The sequence below is a fragment of the Pseudomonas sp. URMO17WK12:I12 genome (assembly GCF_000514395.1).
Classification (GTDB): Bacteria; Pseudomonadota; Gammaproteobacteria; order Pseudomonadales; family Pseudomonadaceae; genus Aquipseudomonas; species Aquipseudomonas mucoides.
In genome coordinates this window covers 329,825-349,984 of sequence record NZ_AZVV01000004.1, presented here as the reverse complement: position 1 = coordinate 349,984, position 20,160 = coordinate 329,825, and the positions used below count along the sequence as shown (strand labels likewise).

Sequence of the window (20,160 nt, the reverse complement as noted above, 5' to 3'; positions counted from 1 at the left end):
CTTGCTCGCGATGGCGGTGTGTCAGGCACCACAAATGCTGGGCTGACACACCCTCTTCGCGAGCAGGCTCGCTCCTGCACGGGACGGCGCTTTGGGTCGGGAGCCTAGCAGACGGTCGGTCTCAGCGACAGCTTGCGCGATTGGCAATGTCTGGTAGAATCCGCGGCCTAATTACGTGCGGTATTCAACAATAGTGTTGAGTGGCGGCACGCTAGCCCGAGGAAGACACCATGAAAGCCGATATCCATCCAACATACGAAGTCACCGCAGTTACCTGCAGCTGTGGCAACAAGTTCGAAACCCGTTCGAACCTGGCCAAGCCTCTGGCGATCGACGTATGCAACGAGTGCCACCCGTTCTACACCGGTAAGCAGAAGACTCTGGATACTGGCGGTCGTGTACAGCGCTTCGCAGACCGTTTTGGCGCTTTTGGCAAAACCAAAGCACCAGCTGCTGCAGAGTAAGGTTGAAGGGCCCGATGGGCTTTTCCTTGCTGTTGAAAAAGGCGTCCCTCGCGGGCGCCTTTTTTGTGTCCGCGATTTGGCTGTCCGGCGCCCACGCCTTTTGTCCGACGCCGAGCGCACTGGAGTCGGTCATGGTGCAGCGAGTGGTGGATGGCGACACCTTGCGCCTCGACGATGGCCGCAGTGTGCGCATGATCGGTCTGAACACCCCGGAGCTGGGCAAAAAGGGGCGTTCCGACGAGCCGTTCGCCGTGGCCGCGCGCAAACGCCTGGAAGCGTTGGTGGCCGCCAGCGATGGACGGGTCGGCTTGTTGCCCGGCAAGGAGAGCAAGGACCATTACGGTCGCACTCTGGCTCATGTCTATAGCGCCGATGGCGCCAATCTCGAAGCGCAGATGCTCGCAGAAGGGCTCGGTTTCCAAGTGGCAGTCGCGCCGAATGTCGATTTGGTCGGCTGCCAGCAATCCGCCGAACGCAGTGCCCGTCAGGCCGGCCTTGGCCTGTGGCGGCAATCACCTGTACTGAAAGCAGAGCAGATCAACGCTTCCGGTTTCGCCGTGCTCAGTGGACGTGTGAGCAAGGTTCAGCGCAATCGCGGTGGGATTTGGATCGAGTTGCAGGATTCAGTTGTATTGCGTGTTGCACCCAATTTACTCGGGCAGTTCGATGTCCCGGCGCTGGAAAACCTGGAAGGCAAGCAGATCGAGGCGCGTGGCTGGGTAGTGGATCGTTCCCGTCGCGGTGGGTTGAAATCCGGACAGGCGCGCTGGCTTCTGCCGCTCACCGATCCGTCGATGCTGCAAATCGCGCGCTAAGAAAAAATTGTAGACATTTTTGCTGTCGATTGTGAACAGTCCATCCCTTGTGTTCCGCGGCTCTTGGCCCAAAGTCGTAGGGCAGGGCGCTTGACAGGGGTGACCGGTCAGTCTTGTGGGGATTTTGCGAGGCGCGTATCCTCGCTGACCAGTCTGTCCAACAGTAAAAGCGGAATGCCCCCATGTCTGATTTGAAAACTGCCGCTCTCGAATATCATGCCCATCCTCGTCCAGGTAAGCTGAGCGTCGAGCTCACCAAGGCCACCGCTACTGCCCGCGACCTGTCGCTGGCCTACAGCCCCGGCGTAGCCGAACCAGTACGCGAAATCGCCCGCGATCCTGAGCTGGCCTACAAATACACCGGCAAAGGCAACCTGGTTGCAGTCATTTCCGATGGCACCGCGATTCTCGGCCTGGGTAACCTCGGCCCATTGGCTTCCAAGCCTGTGATGGAAGGTAAAGGCGTGCTGTTCAAGCGCTTCGCCGGCATCGACGTTTTCGACATCGAAGTCGACTCCGAAAGCCCGCAAGCCTTCATCGACACCGTCAAGCGCATCTCCATCACCTTCGGTGGCATCAACCTGGAAGACATCAAGGCACCGGAGTGTTTTGAAATCGAACGCGCTCTGATCGAGCAGTGTGACATTCCAGTGTTCCATGATGACCAGCACGGCACCGCGATCGTTACCGCGGCCGGCATGATCAACGCCCTGGAAATCGCCGGCAAAACCCTCGCTGACGCCAAGATCGTCTGCCTGGGCGCCGGTGCGGCGGCCATCTCCTGCATGAAATTGCTGGTGAGCATGGGCGCCAACATCGAAAACATCTTCATGGTTGACCGTACCGGCGTGATCCACTCCGGCCGTGACGACCTGAACCAGTACAAGGCTGTCTTCGCTCACGCGACCGACAAGCGCACCCTGGCAGACGCCCTGCAAGGCGCAGACGTGTTCGTTGGCCTGTCCGGTCCGAACTTGCTGAGCGCTGAAGGCCTGAAATCCATGGCGGCCAACCCGATCGTGTTCGCGTGCTCCAACCCGGACCCGGAAATCTCCCCGGAACTGGCTCACGCCACCCGTGACGACGTGATCATGGCCACCGGCCGTTCGGACTACCCGAACCAGGTCAACAACGTGCTGGGCTTCCCGTTCATCTTCCGTGGTGCCCTGGACGTTCGCGCCAAGCGCATCAACGAAGAAATGAAAGTGGCTGCGGCCAACGCCCTGCGTGAACTGGCCAAGCTGCCGGTTCCTCAGGAAGTGTGCGACGCCTACGGCGGTATCAAACTGGAATTCGGCCGTGAGTACATCATTCCGAAACCAATGGATGCCCGCCTGATCACCCTGATCTCCGATGCGGTGGCCAAGGCTGCCATCGAGACCGGCGTAGCGACCCTGCCATATCCGAAGAACTACCCGCTGAAAAGCGTGGATGACGTGTTCAACGGATAAAAGCAGCCGCCCATAAAAAACCCAGCCAAGTGCTGGGTTTTTTTATGGGCTTGAAGCGGCAAGCTACAAGCTGCAAGTTAAAAGCGATGCGGCTCTTGCTTCAGCGTGTGGCTTGCAGCTTGAAACCTGTAGCTGTCTCTCTAGAACAAATCGATCGGTGCCGCTTCATCCGCTGGCAGCGGGCTGCCCGGCGCTGTGCCGTTGCCCAGCTCATTCACCGACGGTGGCGTGTCTTCGGCCTTGAACAGTTCAAAGTACGCGCCTGGCGTGCCCGGGCTGGCGGCACGACCGCTGACCGGGTCGACCCGCAGGCTCAGGATGCCTTCCGGCTCTGGCTGCGTATGCGGCGGCTTGTCTTTGAGGGCGGCGCCCATGTAGCTCATCCAGATCGGCAGCGCGACGGTGCCGCCGAACTCCTTGCGGCCGAGGCTTTCAGGCTGGTCGAAACCGGTCCAGACCGTCGTCACGTAGTCGGCGTTATAGCCGGAGAACCACGCGTCCTTGGATTCGTTGGTCGTACCGGTCTTGCCCGCAATGTCGCCACGTCCCAAGGCCAGTGCGCGACGGCCGGTGCCGAGCTTGATCACGTCCTCCAGCATGCTGTTGAGGATGTAGGTCGTGCGGCCATCGACGATGCGTTCGGCAACGGCCGGCGTTTGCGGCGCGGTGCCCGGAGCGGCTGGCGCCTCACCCGGTGTCGCGTTGACTGTAAAGGTCTGCGCGGCCGGGGCAGCAATGCCGCTGGACGCTGCGTCGCCCTGAGGAACGCTCGGCGGGTTGGCGACGAACAGCGTGTCGCCGTTGCGACTTTCGATCTTGTCGATGATGTACGGGGTGATCTTGAAGCCGCCGTTGGCGAAGGTGCTCCAGCCCGTGGCGATCTCCATCGGGGTCAGGGTCGCGGTGCCCAGTGCCAGGGACAGGTTGGGCGGCAGGTCCTGCTTGTTGAAACCGAAGCGGGTGATGTAGTCGATTGTCCTGCCGACGCCCATCGCTTGCAGCAAGCGGATCGACACCAGGTTACGCGACTTGTACAGCGCCTCGCGCAGACGGATCGGGCCGAGGAAGGTGTTGGTGTCGTTCTTCGGGCGCCAGACCTTGTCCAGGTATTCGTCGACAAACACGATCGGCGCGTCGTTCACCAGGCTGGAGGCGGTGTAGCCGTTGTCCAGCGCCGCACTGTAGACGAACGGTTTGAAGCTCGAGCCTGGCTGGCGCTTGGCCTGCAAGGCGCGGTTGTAGTTGCTCTGCTCGAACGCAAAACCGCCGACCAGCGAACGAATGGCGCCGTTCTGCGGATCAAGGGATACCAGTGCGCCCTGCGCCTGCGGAATCTGGCTGAATTTCAGCGAGTTGTCCGGCTGACGCTGCACGCGAATCAGATCGCCGACTTGAGCCACATCCGAAGGCTGCTTCGGATTGGCGCCCATGCTGTTGGTGTTCAGGAACGGACGCGCCCACTTCATGCTATCCCAGCCGACGTGTTCGTCACCGGTGCGGGTCATCACTTGCAGGCCGTTTTTGTCGACCTGAGTCACGATGGCGGGTTCAAGGCTGCTGATGGTGCGTTGCTTGGTCAGCTCGGTAGCCCAGGCCTCGCGCGTCTTGCCCGGCAGGCGCGACTCGGGGCCGCGATAACCATGGCGCTGGTCATACGTCATCAAGCCTTCGTGAACCGCGGTGTTGGCCATTTCCTGCAGATTGCTCGGCACAGTCGTGGTCACGCGGAACCCTTCGGTATAGGCGTCGCTGCCATAACGCCCGACCATCTCGGCCCGGGCCATTTCGGCGATGTACGGTGCATTCACTTCCGGCGTCGGCACGTGATAGCTGGCGTTCAGGGGTTCGTTGATCGCCGTGGTGTAGTCGGCTTCGGTGATTTTCCCGAGCTTGTACATGCGCCCCAGAATCCAGTCGCGGCGCTCTTTGCTGCGGGCCGGGTTGGCCAGCGGGTTGAAGCGCGACGGGGCTTTTGGCAGGCCGGCGATCATCGCCATCTGGGCGAGGCTGACGTCACGAATCGATTTGCCGTAGTAAACCTGCGCGGCGGCTTCGATGCCGTAGGCGCGGTTGCCCAGGTAGATCTTGTTGACGTACAGCTCAAGGATCTCGTCCTTGGTCAGCTGTCGTTCGATCTGCAGGGCCAGGAGAATTTCGGTGGTTTTGCGCGAGAAGCTGCGTTCGCTGGTCAGGAAGAAGTTTTTCGCGACCTGCATGGTGATGGTGCTGCCGCCGGATTGAATGTGCCCGCTCTTGACCAATTGGGTCGCCGCACGCATCAGGCTGCTGGGGTCGACGCCGTAGTGGTTGGCGAAATTGTCGTCTTCAGCACTTAGTAACGCATTAATGAAATTGGGGGGAATGTCGGCGAAACGGATCGGAGTACGGCGCATTTCGCCAAACTCTGCGATCAACTTGTTATCGCTGCTGTAGACCCGCAAAGGAATCTGCAACTGGATGCTTCTCAGCGCCTCCACGGACGGTAATCCGGGACTAAGGTAAAGAAAGGCGCCACTCAGACCCAGAAGCAGTCCGCAGAAAACGGCGACGATGGACCAACCGAAAAATTTCAGCAGACGAATCAAGGCTTTTGGACATCCAGGGCAAAGAATGAATGAGGCATCAGGGTTCGGATAAACAGGGAACGACCCGCGCTTGAAGTAAAAACCGGAAAAAAAACGCTGGGCATTATAAGCATTTTTCCGCAGGGAGCGTCATGGGCGCTTCTGTCAAGACGGGAGGTAATGAACGCAACGGATATTACAGAGTCCGTAAGACACGGATAGTCATAGGGAATGGGTAGTGCTAGGACTCTTCAATAAAAAAGCCAACTCGCTGTTGGGGATCGACATCAGTTCCACGTCGGTAAAGCTTCTGGAACTGAGTCGTCAGGGTGACCGTTATCGGGTCGAGGCGTACGCGGTAGAGCCGTTGCCGGCCAATGCGGTAGTCGAAAAAAACATCGCTGAGCTCGAGGGTGTCGGGCAGGCGCTCTCTCGTGTGCTGCTCAAGGCCAGAACCAGCCTCAAGAGCGTGGCGGTGGCAGTGGCCGGTTCGGCGGTGATCACCAAGACCATCGAGATGGACGGTGGTCTTTCCGACGACGAGATGGAAAACCAGCTCAAGATCGAGGCCGATCAGTACATTCCCTACCCTTTGGATGAAGTCGCCATCGACTTCGAAGTCCAGGGCGTGTCCGCGCGTAACCCGGAGCGGGTCAATGTGTTGCTGGCCGCCTGTCGCAAGGAAAATGTCGAAGTCCGAGAGGCGGCTCTGGCCTTGGCCGGCCTGACTGCGCGCGTGGTCGATGTCGAGGCTTACGCGCTGGAGCGTTCCTTCGGCTTGCTCTCGACACAACTGGCCGCCACCCAGGAGCGCCTGACGGTTGCGGTGGTGGACATTGGCGCGACCATGACCACCCTCAGCGTGCTGCACAACGGCAAGATCATTTATACCCGCGAGCAATTGTTCGGGGGGCGGCAGCTGACCGAGGAAATTCAGCGCCGGTATGGCCTGACGGTCGAGCAGGCCGGGCTGGCGAAGAAGCAGGGCGGATTGCCAGACGACTACGTCAACGAAGTCTTGCAACCGTTTCGCGAGGCGCTGGTACAGCAGGTTTCGCGCTCGTTGCAGTTCTTCTTTGCCTCTGGCCAGTACAACGCGGTCGATCACATTCTGCTGGCCGGTGGCACGGCGTCGGTGTCGGGGCTGGACCGGTTGATCGAACAGCGCCTGGATACGCCGACTCAGGTGGCCAACCCGTTCGCCAACATGGCCTTGAGCAGCAAGGTCAACGCCGGCGCGCTGGCTAGCGATGCGCCAGCCTTGATGATCGCGTGCGGGCTCGCCCTCAGGAGTTTCGACTGATGGCGCGGATCAATCTTTTACCTTGGCGCGAAGAGCTGCGGGAAGAACGCCGCAAACGCTTTTTGCTGACGTTGGTCGGCGTGCTGCTGTGTTCCGTGGGGGGCGTACTGGTCGCGGACCAGTTCATCAGTGGAGCCATTGATCGGCAGGCTGCCCGTAACGCCTACATCGGCAAGCAGATCGCAGTGGTCGACGAGCGGATCGCACAGATCAGTGATCTGAAAGCCCGACGCCAGCAACTGGTCGAGCGCATGCGCATTATCCAGGACCTGCAAGGCAACCGGCCGATCAGCGGCCGGATCTTCGATCAATTGGCGCGCACGCTGCCGGACGGTGTGTATTTCACTGAAGTGAAAATGGTCGGCAAAACCCTGTCCATCACCGGCGCGGCGGAGTCGAACAATCGCGTGTCGGACCTGATGCGCAACCTGGATGCGTCCGACTGGTTCGATGCCCCCAGTCTTACCGAGGTCAAGGCGACGACCGCCGGTCAGCTGGATCAGGCCAATGTCTTTCAGCTGACCGTTCGTCAGACCCAGCCCGCTGCCGTGGAGGAGGATAAATGAGTCCGTCTCAATGGCTGGAAGGGTTGCGCAATGTTGATCTCAACGATCTGGACACCAGCAACATGGGTTCCTGGCCGCCAGCGATCAAGGCCGTGGTGGCTGTTTTGCTCATGCTGTTGGTGTTGGCGCTGGGGTACACCTTTTACCTCTGTGATCTCGAAGACCAGCTCAACCTGAAGCGCGAGGAAGAGTCGACCCTCAAGGAACAGTTCGCGACCAAGGCCCACATGGCGGCAAATCTGGAGCTGTACACCCAGCAAATGAAGGAGATGGAAACGTCCTTTGGCATGCTGCTGCGGCAATTGCCCAGCGACACCGAGGTTCCCGGCCTGCTGGAGGACATCACCCGCACGGGGCTGGGCAGCGGACTGGAGTTTGAAGAGATCAAACTGCTGCCGGAAGTCACCCAGCCGTTCTACATCGAACTGCCGATCCAGATCACGGTGACTGGTGCCTATCACGACCTGGCGACCTTCGTCAGTGGCGTGGCCGGGCTGCCCCGGATCGTGACACTGCATGATTTCGACATCGCGCCGGCCAGCCCTGAAGGTGGTCCGAAGTTGCGCATGAGCATCCTTGCCAAGACCTATCGCTACAACGGGGCGCAGAAATGAGTCCGCTTCGTTGTGTATCGATGGTGGTGTTGTTCGCCAGCCTGGCCGCGTGTGGCAGCGATAACGACCTCGGCGACCTGGATGCCTACATGAACGAAGTGCGCCTGCGGGCTCCGGGCAAAATTGAACCAACGCCGACGTTTCGGTCTTACCCAACGTTCACCTACAACGCCGCCAACCTGCGCAGCCCGTTTTCCCGGCAGGTCAGAGTGGACCTGGCAGGCCAGAAACGCGGCTCGCGCAACGTCAAACCCGACCCCAATCGGATCAAGCAGTACCTCGAAGGATTCAACATCGAGCAGTTTGAAATGGTCGGCACGATCTCCAATGCCTCTGGCTCCTTTGCACTGTTGCGCGGGGCGGGCGGGGTGCATCGGCTGAAAGTCGGTGATTACCTGGGGCGTAACGATGGGCGGATCGTCGCCATCAGCGGCTCACAAGTTGATGTGGTCGAAATCGTTCCCGATGGCGAGGGTGCCTGGCTGGAGCGACCACGGACCCTTCCTTTGAAAGAGCACTCATAGTGGAACTCGAATAATGAACAGGACTTTCTCAACCCTCGGCATTTCGCTATGGATAGCGTTGGTGTCTCCGATGGTGCTGGCGAGCAACCTCAAAGCGCTGGATGTTGCCGCGCTGCCGGGTGATCGCGTCGAGTTGAAGTTGTCTTTCGATGGGCCGCCACCGGTGCCCGACGGTTACACGACCGAACAGCCGGCGCGGATTGCACTGGACCTGCCCGGCGTGGTCAGTCAGCTGAAGAACAAGACGCGCGACCTCGGTGGCGGCAATGCCCGCAGTGCCACGGTGGTCGAGGCCAACGACCGCACGCGATTGATCATTAACCTGACGCAGTTGACGCCGTATAACGCGAGGGTCGAAGGCAACAACCTGTTGGTGGTGGTCGGGCAGGGGGCCAACAGCAAGGCGTCGAAACCGGCGGCTCGCGCCGCGGTAGCAACACCGGCGCCGGCTAAAACCTACGCCCCTTCGAGCAAGGCCATTCGCGGCGTCGACTTCCAGCGGGGTACCCAGGGTGAAGGCAATGTGGTCATCGACCTGTCGGATCCGTCCATCGCACCAGACATCCAGGAACACGAAGGCAAGATCATCCTCGGTTTTGCCAGGACCCAATTGCCCGAAAAGTTGCGTGTGCGCCTCGACGTCAAGGATTTCGCCACTCCGGTGCAATTCGTCAACGCCGTCGCCACTGGCGACCGTGCCACGATCACCATCGAGCCTGGCGGCGCGTTCGACTATTCGACCTATCAGACCGACAACAAGCTGACCGTCAGCATCCGGCCGATGACGGTCGACGATCTGCAAAAGCGCAACGCAGAGCGCTTCGCCTACACCGGCGAAAAACTCTCGCTGAATTTCCAGGACATCGACGTGCGCTCGGTGCTGCAACTGATCGCCGATTTCACCAACCTCAATCTGGTGGCCAGCGACACCGTGCAGGGCGGCATCACGTTGCGGTTGCAAAACGTGCCATGGGATCAGGCACTGGACCTGGTGCTGAAAACCAAGGGCCTGGACAAGCGCAAGATCGGTAACGTGCTGTTAGTGGCGCCGGCCGATGAAATCGCCGCTCGGGAACGCCAGGAACTGGAATCGCAGAAGCAGATCTCCGAACTGGCGCCGCTGCGTCGCGAGCTGTTGCAGGTCAACTACGCCAAGGCGGCGGACATTGCCAAGTTGTTCACTTCAGTGACCAGTGCCGAGGCGAAAGCCGACGAGCGGGGGTCGATCACCGTTGATGAGCGCACCAACAACATCATTGCTTACCAGCCCCAGGACCGTCTCGATGAGCTTCGCCGCATCGTCACGCAACTGGACATCCCGGTTCGCCAGGTGATGATCGAAGCGCGAATCGTCGAAGCCAACGTCGATTACGACAAAAGCCTCGGCGTGCGCTGGGGTGGTTCGGTGCGGAACAAGGGCAACTGGAATACGTCCGGGGCCAGCGATGGGAGGACCATCGGCACACCGGAAAGTACCAGTACCAACTCGTCGTTTGTCGACATGGGCGCAGCAGGCAGCACCTCGGGCATCGGCATCGCCTTCATCACCGACAACGTGTTGCTGGACCTGGAACTGACGGCGATGGAGAAAACCGGCAACGGCGAAATCGTCTCGCAGCCCAAGGTGGTCACGTCCGACAAGGAAACCGCAAAAATCCTCAAGGGCACGGAGATTCCCTACCAGGAAGCCAGCTCCAGTGGCGCGACTTCGGTGTCTTTCAAGGAAGCCTCGCTGTCGCTGGAAGTGACACCACAGATCACCCCGGACAACCGGATTATCATGGAGGTCAAGGTCACCAAGGATGAGCCGGACTACCTGAACAAGGTGCAGGATGTACCGCCGATCAAGAAAAACGAGGTCAACGCCAAGGTCCTGGTCAACGATGGCGAGACCATCGTGATTGGCGGGGTTTTCTCAAATACTCAAAGCAAGGTTGTAGATAAGGTGCCATTTCTCGGCGATGTGCCGTATCTTGGCCGCCTTTTCCGGCGTGACGTGGTTTCGGAGAAAAAATCCGAGCTGCTGGTATTTCTCACTCCGCGTATCATGAACAACCAGGCGATTGCTGTGAGTCATTGATTCTGTGCGAAATTTGATTCTTGTTGGACCGATGGGCGCTGGTAAAAGCACCATCGGCCGGTTGCTGGCCAAAGAGCTGCGCCTGCCGTTCAAAGATTCCGATAAGGAAATTGAATTGCGCACGGGCGCCAATATCCCGTGGATTTTCGATAAAGAAGGCGAACCGGGCTTTCGTGACCGCGAGCAGGCGATGATTGCCGAGCTGTGCGGCTGCGATGGCGTGGTATTGGCAACCGGTGGGGGCGCAGTCATGCGCGAAGCCAATCGTCGGGCGCTGCATGCCGGTGGTCGGGTGGTCTACTTGCATGCTTCTGTCGAACAGCAAGTCGGCCGAACTGCCCGTGACCGCAATCGCCCCCTGTTGCGTACCGCTGATCCGGCCAAGACTCTGCGGGATCTGCTGGCAATCCGCGATCCGCTGTATCGGGAAATCGCCGACCTGGTGGTTGAAACCGATGAGCGGCCGCCGCGAATGGTGGTGCTCGACATCCTCGAACGCTTGCAGCAGCTACCGCCCCGTTAATGCGCAGCGCGAAATGCGCTATCCTCGGCGTCCTGCCATGACCGCTCCAGGTTATGGCAGATGGCTACCGAACGGCGTCACACCAACGGGTGCCGTGGACATTCGATAACTCAAGGCAGGACGCCTGATTCATCTTCACTGTGGGGACACATGCAGACACTCAAGGTCGATCTAGGCGAGCGCAGCTACCCGATTCACATTGGCGAAGGTTTGTTGGATCAGCCTGAGCTGCTGGCCCCGCATATTCGCGGACGGCAAGTAGCGATCATCTCCAACGAGACCGTTGCACCGCTCTACCTCGAACGTCTGACCCGCAGCCTGGCGCAGTACTCGGTGATTTCCGTTGTCCTGCCTGACGGCGAAGCCTTCAAGACCTGGGAAACCCTGCAACTGATTTTCGACGGCCTGCTGACCGCACGGCACGACCGCCGCACCACCGTGATCGCCCTCGGTGGCGGCGTGATGGGTGACATGGCCGGGTTTGCTGCCGCCTGTTACCAGCGTGGCGTTGATTTCATTCAAGTGCCGACCACGTTGCTGTCGCAAGTCGACTCTTCGGTGGGCGGCAAGACCGGTATCAACCATCCGCTGGGCAAGAACATGGTCGGCGCGTTCTATCAGCCCAACGTGGTGCTGATCGATACCGCGACCCTCAATACCCTGCCGGCCCGCGAACTGTCCGCTGGCCTGGCTGAAGTCATCAAGTACGGACTGATCTGCGATGAGCCGTTCCTGACCTGGCTCGAAGAAAACGTTGATCGCCTGCGTGCCCTGGATCAGGTCGCCCTGACCTATGCCATCGAACGCTCCTGCGCCGCCAAGGCTGCAGTGGTCGGCGCCGACGAAAAAGAGACCGGTGTTCGCGCCACATTGAACCTCGGTCATACGTTTGGCCACGCCATCGAAACCCACATGGGCTATGGTGTCTGGCTTCACGGTGAAGCCGTCGCTGCTGGCACCGTGATGGCTTTGGAGATGTCGGCGCGACTGGGCTGGATCAGTGAGCAAGAACGTGATCGCGGTATTCGCCTGTTCCAGCGTGCCGGCCTGCCGGTCATCCCGCCAGAAGAGATGACCGAAGCCGATTTCCTTGAACACATGGCAATTGACAAGAAAGTGATCGACGGTCGTTTGCGCCTGGTGCTGCTGCGCCACATGGGCGAAGCGGTGGTGACCGACGATTATCCGAAAGAGATTTTACAGGCCACGCTGGGAGCGGATTACCGCGCCCTGGCTCAGCTGAAAGGTTAATAAGATCCCGATGACTAGTTTGCATGCCGACGAGGCTTTCCTCGGCCATTACCAGTTAAGTCATGACCCTTTTGCTCCACGGGTACCTGGCTTCAAATTTTTCCCGGCCCAGCGCAAACCGGTGCTGGGGCAACTGCATCACCTGGCGCGTTATAGCCAGCTGCTGCTGGTGGTCACGGGCCCGCAAGGCAGTGGCAAGACCCTGTTGCGCCAGGCTCTGGTAGCCAGCACCAACAAGCAGTCGGTGCAGAGCGTGGTGGTTTCCGCTCGCGGGGCGGGCGATTCGGCCGGCATCTTGCGCCAGGTCGCTCAATCGCTGAACGTCGAACAGGCCGAGATCGGCGCGATTCTGGCGCAAGTGGTGCAACTGGCGTTGACCGGTCAGGAAGTCTATTTGCTGGTGGATGACGCCGAGCAGCTCGACGAGTCCGCGCTGGAAGCCCTCATGGCTCTGGCGGCCGGCGCACCGGAAGGTCGCCCGCACGTGTTCCTGTTTGGCGAGTCGTCGCTGATCGCTCAGCTTGAGGCGCTGAGCCTTGAGGAAGAGCGCTTCCACGTGATCGAGCTGCAGCCTTACACCGAAGAAGAAACTCGCGAATATCTGGATCAGCGCCTCGAAGGTGCCGGTCGGGGTATCGAACTTTTCACCGCGGATCAGATCTCTGATATTCACGAAAGCTCCGACGGTTGGCCTGGCAACATCAACCAGGTCGCCCGCGATGCAATGATCGAAGCCATGATTGCCAGCCGCTCAGCGGTGAAGCGTCCAAGTATGGGGTTTAACATGCCGAAGAAACACGTATTGGCGATTTCCGCCGTAGTCGTGGTCGCGGTAGCCGCCGCCTGGTTGATGCCGGGTCGCAGCAAAGCACCGACCACCGGCGCACCTGCCAACGAACAGGCACAACTGCCGCTCGGACAGGGTTCGCCACAGCCTAACGGCGGTGCACCTTCCGTCGAATTCGCCGGTAACTCGCAGCCGATGCCATTGCCGCTGGTCGGCAACTCGCAACCGGTCATGCGCGGTCCGTTGGCTGAAGCGGCCGGTGGCATCACCGAGGGCGACGATGGCGTGCCGGTCGAGGGTTCCAGCGCGACACCGCCAACCGTGACCACTGTCGCGCCGCCAGCGGGCATTCAGCCGGGTCCTGCGCCGACGCCAGCCGCTAAACCGGTTCCAGCACCGACTCAGGTCGCCACCGCCAAGCCAGCCCCGACTGCGCCGGCCGTGAAGCCGGCTCCCGCGCCAGCCAAGCCAGCCGCTGTGGCTGCCGCCAAGCCTGCCGAGAAGCCAGCCCCTGCCGCCAAGGCCGCGGGTGGCACCTGGTACGCCGGTCAGCCGACCAGCAACTACGTGGTGCAGATTCTCGGCACCAGCTCCGAAACGACTGCACAAAACTTCGTGAAAGAGCAGGGCGGCGAGTACCGTTATTTCAAGAAAGTCCTCAACGGCAAGCCGCTTTACGTCATCACCTACGGTAACTTCGCCAGCCGCGATGCAGCCGTTACCGCCATCAAGGCCTTGCCAGCGAAGGTTCAGGCTGGTAAACCTTGGCCTCGCACTGTCGCCAGCGTCCAACAGGAACTGGCTACAACTCGCTGAAGATTCGGCGGCCTTACCCAGGCCGCCTCTCCCGGCACCTCAAAATTTCTACAAGTGCATGCCGCCTCTACAGGCCGCGTGCCTTGTGGTGTCTGCGTCACAGTAGTCTTTGAGTCGTGCGGTCAAAATTAAAAAAGTTTTGACTAGCACAGCAGATCGCTTTAAACCTTTCACAAATGCGACATAGATTTGCGACAGTTCGTCGTCAAATTTGTGAGCGTAAGTGTCGGTGTGTACAATGACCTCCCTTTTGCTCCCGCAAAGCTGACGAACGTTCGGCGTGGATGGCAAGTGGTTGAATTGAAAAGAAATTTGCCTCGACAAGAGGCAGCCTGGTGAGAAAGTGTCTATGAAAGCAGGTCTGTACCAACCAGATGAATTCAAGGATAACTGCGGTTTCGGCCTGATAGCCCATATGCAGGGCGAGCCCAGTCATACCCTTTTGCAAACGGCCATTGAGGCCCTGACCTGCATGACCCACCGCGGTGGGATTAATGCCGACGGCAAGACCGGTGACGGTTGCGGTCTGCTGATTCAAAAGCCGGACGTGTTCCTGCGTGCCATCGCCCAGGAAACCTTCGGCGTCACACTGCCCAAGCAATATGCTGTGGGCATGGTCTTCTTCAACCAGGACCCGGTAAAAGCCGAAGCCGCTCGCGAGAACATGAACCGCGAGATCCTGGCGGCCGGCCTGACCCTCGTCGGCTGGCGCAAAGTGCCGATCGACACCAGCGTCCTCGGCCGCCTGGCCCTTGAGCGCTTGCCACAGATCGAACAAGTGTTCATCGGCGGTGAAGGCCTGAGCGATCAGGACATGGCCGTCAAGCTGTTCACGTCCCGTCGTCGCTCGTCCGTGTCCAATGCCGCCGATACCGACCACTACGTCTGCAGCTTTTCGCACAAGACCATCATTTATAAAGGCCTGATGATGCCGGCGGACTTGACCGCCTTCTATCCAGACCTGAGCGATGAGCGCCTGCAAACGTCGATTTGCGTGTTCCACCAGCGCTTCTCCACCAACACCCTGCCGAAATGGCCGCTGGCTCAACCGTTCCGCTTCCTGGCGCACAACGGCGAGATCAACACCATCACCGGCAACCGCAACTGGGCCGTGGCCCGTCGCACCAAGTTCACCAACGATCTGATGGACCTGGAAGAGCTCGGCCCGCTGGTCAACCGCGTCGGTTCCGACTCCTCCAGCATGGACAACATGCTGGAGCTTATGGTCACCGGTGGCATCGACCTGTTCCGTGGCGTGCGGATGATCATTCCGCCTGCGTGGCAGAACGTCGAAACCATGGACCCGGATCTGCGTGCGTTCTACGAATACAACTCGATGCACATGGAACCGTGGGACGGCCCGGCCGGCGTGGTCATGACCGACGGTCGCTACGCGGTGTGCCTGCTCGACCGTAACGGTCTGCGTCCGGCGCGTTGGGTCACCACCAAGAACGGTTTCATCACCCTGGCTTCGGAAATCGGTGTCTGGAACTACCAGCCTGAAGACGTGATCGCCAAGGGCCGCGTGGGTCCGGGCCAGATCTTTGCCGTGGACACCGAAACCGGTCAGATCCTCGACACCGATGCAATCGACAACCGCCTGAAGTCCCGTCACCCGTACAAGCAATGGCTGCGCAAGAATGCCCTGCGCATTCAGGCGACCATGGAAGACAACGACCATGGTTCGGCGTTCTACGACGTCGATCAGCTCAAGCAATACATGAAGATGTACCAGGTCACTTTCGAAGAACGTGATCAGGTGCTGCGTCCGCTCGGCGAGCAAGGCTACGAAGCCGTGGGCTCGATGGGCGACGATACGCCGATGGCCGTGCTGTCCCAGCGCGTGCGCACGCCGTACGACTATTTCCGCCAGCAGTTCGCGCAGGTCACCAACCCGCCGATCGACCCGCTGCGTGAAGCCATCGTCATGTCGCTGGAGATCTGCCTCGGTGCCGAGCGCAACATTTTCCAGGAATCGCCAGAGCACGCCTCGCGCGTGATCCTCAGCTCGCCGGTCATTTCCCCGGCCAAGTGGCGTTCGCTGATGAACCTCGATCGTCCGGGCTTCGAGCGCGCGATCATCGACCTCAACTACGACGAAAGCGTCGGTCTCGAAGCGGCGATCCGCAACGTTGCCGATCAGGCTGAAGAAGCCGTGCGCGCCGGTCGTACCCAGGTGGTGTTGAGTGACCGGCACATTGCTCCGGGCAAGTTGCCAATCCATGCTTCGCTCGCCACTGGCGCGGTGCACCATCGCCTGACCGAAAAAGGCCTGCGTTGCGACTCCAACATCCTCGTGGAAACCGCGACCGCTCGCGACCCGCATCACTTCGCCGTGCTGATCGGTTTCGGCGCCTCCGCCGTTTATCCGTTCCTGGCGTACGAAGTGCTGGGCGACCTGATCCGTACCGGTGAAGTGCTGGGCGACCTCTATGAGGTGTTCAAGAACTACCGCAAAGGCATCACCAAAGGCCTGCTGAAGATCCTGTCGAAGATGGGTATTTCGACCATCACGTCGTATCGCGGCGCGCAGTTGTTCGAAGCCATCGGTCTGTCCGAAGAAGTTTGCGAGCTGAGCTTCCGTGGTGTGCCGAGCCGCATCAAGGGTGCGCGTTTCGTCGACATCGAAGCCGAGCAGAAAGCACTCGCCGCCGAAGCCTGGAGCCCGCGCAAGCCGATCCAGCAAGGCGGCCTGCTGAAGTTCGTCCACGGTGGCGAATATCACGCCTACAACCCGGACGTGGTCAACACCCTGCAAGCGGCTGTGCAGCAGGGCGACTACAGCAAGTTCAAGGAATACACGGCGCTGGTGGACAACCGTCCGGTGTCGATGATCCGCGACATGTTCAAGGTCAAAACCCTCGACACGCCGCTGGACATCAGCGAAATCGAACCGCTGGAATCGGTGCTCAAGCGCTTCGACTCCGCCGGTATCTCGTTGGGCGCCCTGTCGCCGGAAGCCCATGAAGCCCTGGCCGAAGCCATGAACCGTCTCGGTGCGCGTTCCAACTCCGGCGAAGGCGGCGAAGACCCGGCGCGTTACGGCACCATCAAGAGCTCGAAAATCAAGCAGGTTGCGACTGGCCGCTTTGGTGTGACCCCGGAATACCTGGTCAACGCTGAAGTACTGCAGATCAAAGTCGCTCAGGGCGCCAAGCCCGGCGAAGGTGGTCAGTTGCCGGGTGGCAAGGTCAACGGTCTGATCGCCAAGCTGCGTTACGCAGTGCCGGGCGTGACCCTGATTTCGCCGCCGCCGCACCACGACATCTATTCGATCGAAGACTTGTCGCAGCTGATTTTCGACCTGAAACAAGTCAACCCGAAGGCGCTGGTCTCGGTGAAGCTGGTAGCAGAAGCGGGCGTCGGCACCATCGCTGCCGGTGTGGCCAAGGCCTACGCGGACTTGATCACCATCTCCGGCTACGACGGCGGCACCGGCGCATCGCCGCTGACTTCGATCAAATACGCGGGTGCTCCGTGGGAACTCGGCCTGGCTGAAACCCACCAGACCCTGCGCGGCAACGACTTGCGCGGCAAAGTGCGGGTACAAACCGACGGCGGCCTGAAAACCGGCCTCGACGTGATCAAGGCTGCGATCCTCGGCGCTGAAAGCTTTGGCTTCGGCACCGCGCCAATGATCGCACTGGGCTGCAAATACCTGCGCATCTGCCACCTGAACAACTGCGCCACCGGCGTCGCGACTCAGAACGAGAAGCTGCGCAAGGATCACTACATCGGCACCGTCGACATGGTGGTGAATTTCTTCACCTACGTCGCCGAAGAAACCCGTGAGTGGCTGGCCAAGCTGGGCGTGCGCTCCCTCGAAGAGCTGATCGGTCGTACCGATCTGCTGGAAGTCCTCGAAGGCCAGACCGCCAAGCAGCAACACCTGGACCTGACGCCGTTGCTGGGCAGCGATCACATCCCGGCAGACAAGCCTCAATTCTGCCAGGTGGACCGCAACCCGCCGTTCGACAAAGGCCTGCTGGCCGAGAAAATGGTCGACATGGCCACCTCGGCCATCAACGACATGAGCGGCGCCGATTTCGCCCTGGATATCTGCAACTGCGACCGTTCGATCGGCGCACGGATCTCCGGTGAAATCGCGCGCAAGCACGGCAACCAAGGCATGGCGAACGCGCCGATCACCTTCCGTTTCAAAGGGACGGCCGGTCAGAGCTTCGGTGTGTGGAACGCCGGCGGCCTGAACATGTACCTGGAAGGCGACGCCAACGACTACGTCGGCAAAGGCATGACCGGCGGCAAACTGGTCATCGTTCCGCCGAAGGGCAGCGTCTACAAGACTCAGGACAGTGCCATCATCGGCAACACCTGCCTGTACGGCGCCACTGGGGGCAAGTTGTTCGCCGCCGGCACCGCAGGCGAGCGTTTTGCCGTGCGTAACTCCGGCGCCCACACGGTTGTGGAAGGCACTGGCGATCACTGCTGCGAGTACATGACCGGTGGTTTCGTCTGCGTCTTGGGCAAGACCGGTTACAACTTCGGCTCAGGCATGACCGGCGGTTTCGCCTACGTGCTCGACCAGGACAACACCTTTGTTGACCGGGTCAACCACGAACTGGTGGAAATCCAGCGGATCAGCGGTGAGGCGATGGAAGCCTATCGCAGCCACTTGCAACGCGTGCTGAACGAATACGTCGAGGAAACCGACAGCGAATGGGGTCGTAACCTCGCTGAAAACCTCGACGACTACCTGCGTCGTTTCTGGCTGGTCAAGCCCAAGGCTGCCAACCTGAAATCGTTGCTTTCCAGCACCCGTGCCAACCCGCAGTGATATGCGCCTGAAGAGTTTGATGAGGTTTTAACAATGGCTGAACGTCTGAATAACGACTTCCAGTTCATCGATGTCGGGCGCAAAGATCCGAAGAAGAAACTGTTGCGTCAACGCAAGAAAGAGTTCGTGGAGATCTACGAACCCTTCAAACCCCAGCATTCGGCTGATCAGGCCCACCGCTGCCTGGGTTGCGGTAACCCGTATTGCGAATGGAAGTGCCCGGTGCACAACTTCATTCCGAACTGGCTGAAGCTGGTGGCCGAGGGCAACATCCTCCAGGCCGCCGAGCTGTCGCACCAGACCAACACCCTGCCGGAAGTGTGCGGCCGGGTGTGCCCGCAGGATCGTCTGTGCGAGGGTGCCTGCACCCTCAACGACGGCTTCGGCGCGGTAACCATCGGTTCGGTCGAGAAGTACATCACTGACACCGCGTTCGCCATGGGCTGGCGCCCGGACATGTCCAAGGTCAAGCCGACCGGCAAGCGTGTCGCGATCATCGGGGCCGGTCCTGCAGGCCTGGGCTGTGCCGACGTGCTGGTACGTGGCGGCGTGACCCCGGTGGTGTTCGACAAGAACCCGGAAATCGGTGGCTTGCTGACCTTCGGCATCCCCGAGTTCAAGCTGGAAAAGACCGTGCTGAGCAATCGTCGCGAAGTCTTCACCGGCATGGGCATCGAGTTCCGCCTGAACACCGAAGTGGGCAAGGACGTGACCGTCGAGCAACTGCTCGAAGAATACGATGCCGTGTTCATGGGCATGGGCACCTACACCTACATGAAGGGCGGCTTTGCCGGTGAGGACCTGCCGGGCGTGCACGATGCGCTCGACTACCTGATCGCCAACGTCAACCGCAACCTGGGCTTTGAAAAGTCGCCGGAAGATTTCGTCGACATGAAAGGCAAGAAGGTCGTGGTACTCGGCGGTGGCGACACGGCGATGGACTGCAACCGTACGTCGATCCGTCAGGGCGCCAAGTCGGTGACCTGTGCGTACCGTCGTGACGAAGCGAACATGCCGGGCTCGCGCAAAGAAGTGAAGAACGCCAAGGAAGAAGGGGTGAAATTCCTCTACAACCGCCAGCCAATTGCGATCGTCGGTGAAGACCGCGTCGAAGGCGTGAAAGTGGTCGAGACCCGTCTCGGCGCACCGGACGCCCGTGGCCGTCGCAGCCCTGAGCCGATCCCGGGCTCCGAAGAGATCATCCCGGCCGACGCCGTGGTCATCGCCTTCGGTTTCCGCCCAAGCCCGGCGCCGTGGTTCGAACAGTTCGACATCCAGACCGACAGCCAGGGCCGCGTAGTGGCCCCGGAACAAGGCAAGTTCAAGCACCAGACCAGCAACCCGAAAATCTTCGCCGGTGGCGACATGGTTCGCGGTTCTGACCTGGTGGTGACCGCGATCTTCGAAGGCCGCAATGCGGCTGAAGGGATCCTGGATTACCTGGGCGTCTAAACCCGTTTCACCTGATTGAAATGCAATACCTGTGGGAGCTGGCTTGCCAGCGATAGCATCACCTCGGTCTAACTGACAAACCGAGGTGTCTGCATCGCAGGCAAGCCAGCTCCCACAATGGTTTGTGGTGTTGCGAAAACCGGGTTTCACCGCGA

At 60.2% G+C, this 20,160-nt stretch carries 14 protein-coding genes; 13 read left to right on the top strand and 1 reads right to left on the bottom strand.

Annotated features, from left to right (window positions below):
• Nucleotides 1–230: 230 nt before the first annotated feature.
• The 3 genes from rpmE to D882_RS0104330 all read left to right on the top strand — a co-directional run bounded on the left by rpmE (nt 231) and on the right by D882_RS0104330 (nt 2,730).
• Nucleotides 231–464 carry a 50S ribosomal protein L31 gene (gene rpmE / locus D882_RS0104340; protein WP_027922104.1) on the top strand — a complete coding sequence of 78 codons (234 nt, stop codon included), beginning with the start codon at nt 231–233 and terminating at the stop codon, nt 462–464.
• 14 nt (nt 465–478) lie between these two features.
• Nucleotides 479–1,279 carry a thermonuclease family protein gene (locus D882_RS0104335; protein ID WP_032833435.1) on the top strand — a complete coding sequence of 267 codons (801 nt, stop codon included), beginning with the start codon at nt 479–481 and terminating at the stop codon, nt 1,277–1,279.
• A gap of 182 nt (nt 1,280–1,461) precedes the next feature.
• On the top strand, nt 1,462–2,730 hold the full coding sequence (locus tag D882_RS0104330; RefSeq protein ID WP_027922102.1) for a malic enzyme-like NAD(P)-binding protein: 1,269 nt from the start codon (nt 1,462–1,464) through the stop codon (nt 2,728–2,730).
• A 140-nt stretch (nt 2,731–2,870) separates the two neighbouring features.
• On the opposite strand, the gene D882_RS0104325 is transcribed toward D882_RS0104330, so the two are convergent.
• On the bottom strand, nt 2,871–5,312 hold the full coding sequence (locus D882_RS0104325) for a penicillin-binding protein 1A (protein WP_371258937.1): 2,442 nt from the start codon (nt 5,310–5,312) through the stop codon (nt 2,871–2,873).
• Between the two features lie 220 nt (nt 5,313–5,532).
• Between D882_RS0104325 and D882_RS0104320 the strand changes: the two genes are divergently transcribed.
• The 10 genes from D882_RS0104320 (at nt 5,533) to D882_RS0104275 (ending at nt 20,005) form a co-directional block, all read left to right on the top strand.
• Nucleotides 5,533–6,597, top strand: coding sequence for a pilus assembly protein PilM (locus D882_RS0104320; protein WP_027922100.1), 1,065 nt, complete (start codon nt 5,533–5,535; stop codon nt 6,595–6,597).
• On the top strand, nt 6,597–7,163 hold the full coding sequence (locus D882_RS0104315; protein WP_027922099.1) for a PilN domain-containing protein: 567 nt from the start codon (nt 6,597–6,599) through the stop codon (nt 7,161–7,163). Before D882_RS0104320 ends, D882_RS0104315 begins: the two co-directional genes overlap by 1 nt.
• Nucleotides 7,160–7,777 (top strand): type 4a pilus biogenesis protein PilO, encoded by a 618-nt coding sequence (gene pilO / locus D882_RS0104310; RefSeq protein ID WP_027922098.1) that lies wholly within the window; start codon nt 7,160–7,162, stop codon nt 7,775–7,777. Before D882_RS0104315 ends, pilO begins: the two co-directional genes overlap by 4 nt.
• Nucleotides 7,774–8,301, top strand: coding sequence for a pilus assembly protein PilP (locus D882_RS0104305; protein WP_027922097.1), 528 nt, complete (start codon nt 7,774–7,776; stop codon nt 8,299–8,301). Before pilO ends, D882_RS0104305 begins: the two co-directional genes overlap by 4 nt.
• Nucleotides 8,302–8,314: 13 nt before the next feature.
• Nucleotides 8,315–10,381, top strand: coding sequence for a type IV pilus secretin PilQ (pilQ, locus tag D882_RS0104300; RefSeq protein ID WP_027922096.1), 2,067 nt, complete (start codon nt 8,315–8,317; stop codon nt 10,379–10,381).
• Nucleotides 10,382–10,385: 4 nt separating this feature from the next.
• Entirely contained in the window at nt 10,386–10,904 is a 519-nt protein-coding gene (gene aroK / locus D882_RS0104295; RefSeq protein WP_027922095.1) for a shikimate kinase AroK, read from the top strand.
• A 150-nt stretch (nt 10,905–11,054) separates the two neighbouring features.
• Entirely contained in the window at nt 11,055–12,155 is a 1,101-nt protein-coding gene (gene aroB / locus D882_RS0104290) for a 3-dehydroquinate synthase (protein ID WP_027922094.1), read from the top strand.
• 10 nt (nt 12,156–12,165) lie between these two features.
• The gene (locus D882_RS0104285; RefSeq protein ID WP_027922093.1) at nt 12,166–13,758 is read left to right on the top strand and encodes an SPOR domain-containing protein; all 1,593 of its coding nucleotides are present in this window, start codon (nt 12,166–12,168) and stop codon (nt 13,756–13,758) included.
• Nucleotides 13,759–14,107: 349 nt separating this feature from the next.
• Nucleotides 14,108–18,553 carry a glutamate synthase large subunit gene (gene gltB, locus D882_RS0104280; RefSeq protein ID WP_027922092.1) on the top strand — a complete coding sequence of 1,482 codons (4,446 nt, stop codon included), beginning with the start codon at nt 14,108–14,110 and terminating at the stop codon, nt 18,551–18,553.
• 33 nt (nt 18,554–18,586) lie between these two features.
• Nucleotides 18,587–20,005, top strand: coding sequence for an FAD-dependent oxidoreductase (locus tag D882_RS0104275; RefSeq protein WP_027922091.1), 1,419 nt, complete (start codon nt 18,587–18,589; stop codon nt 20,003–20,005).
• The last annotated feature ends 155 nt before the right edge of the window (nt 20,006–20,160 follow it).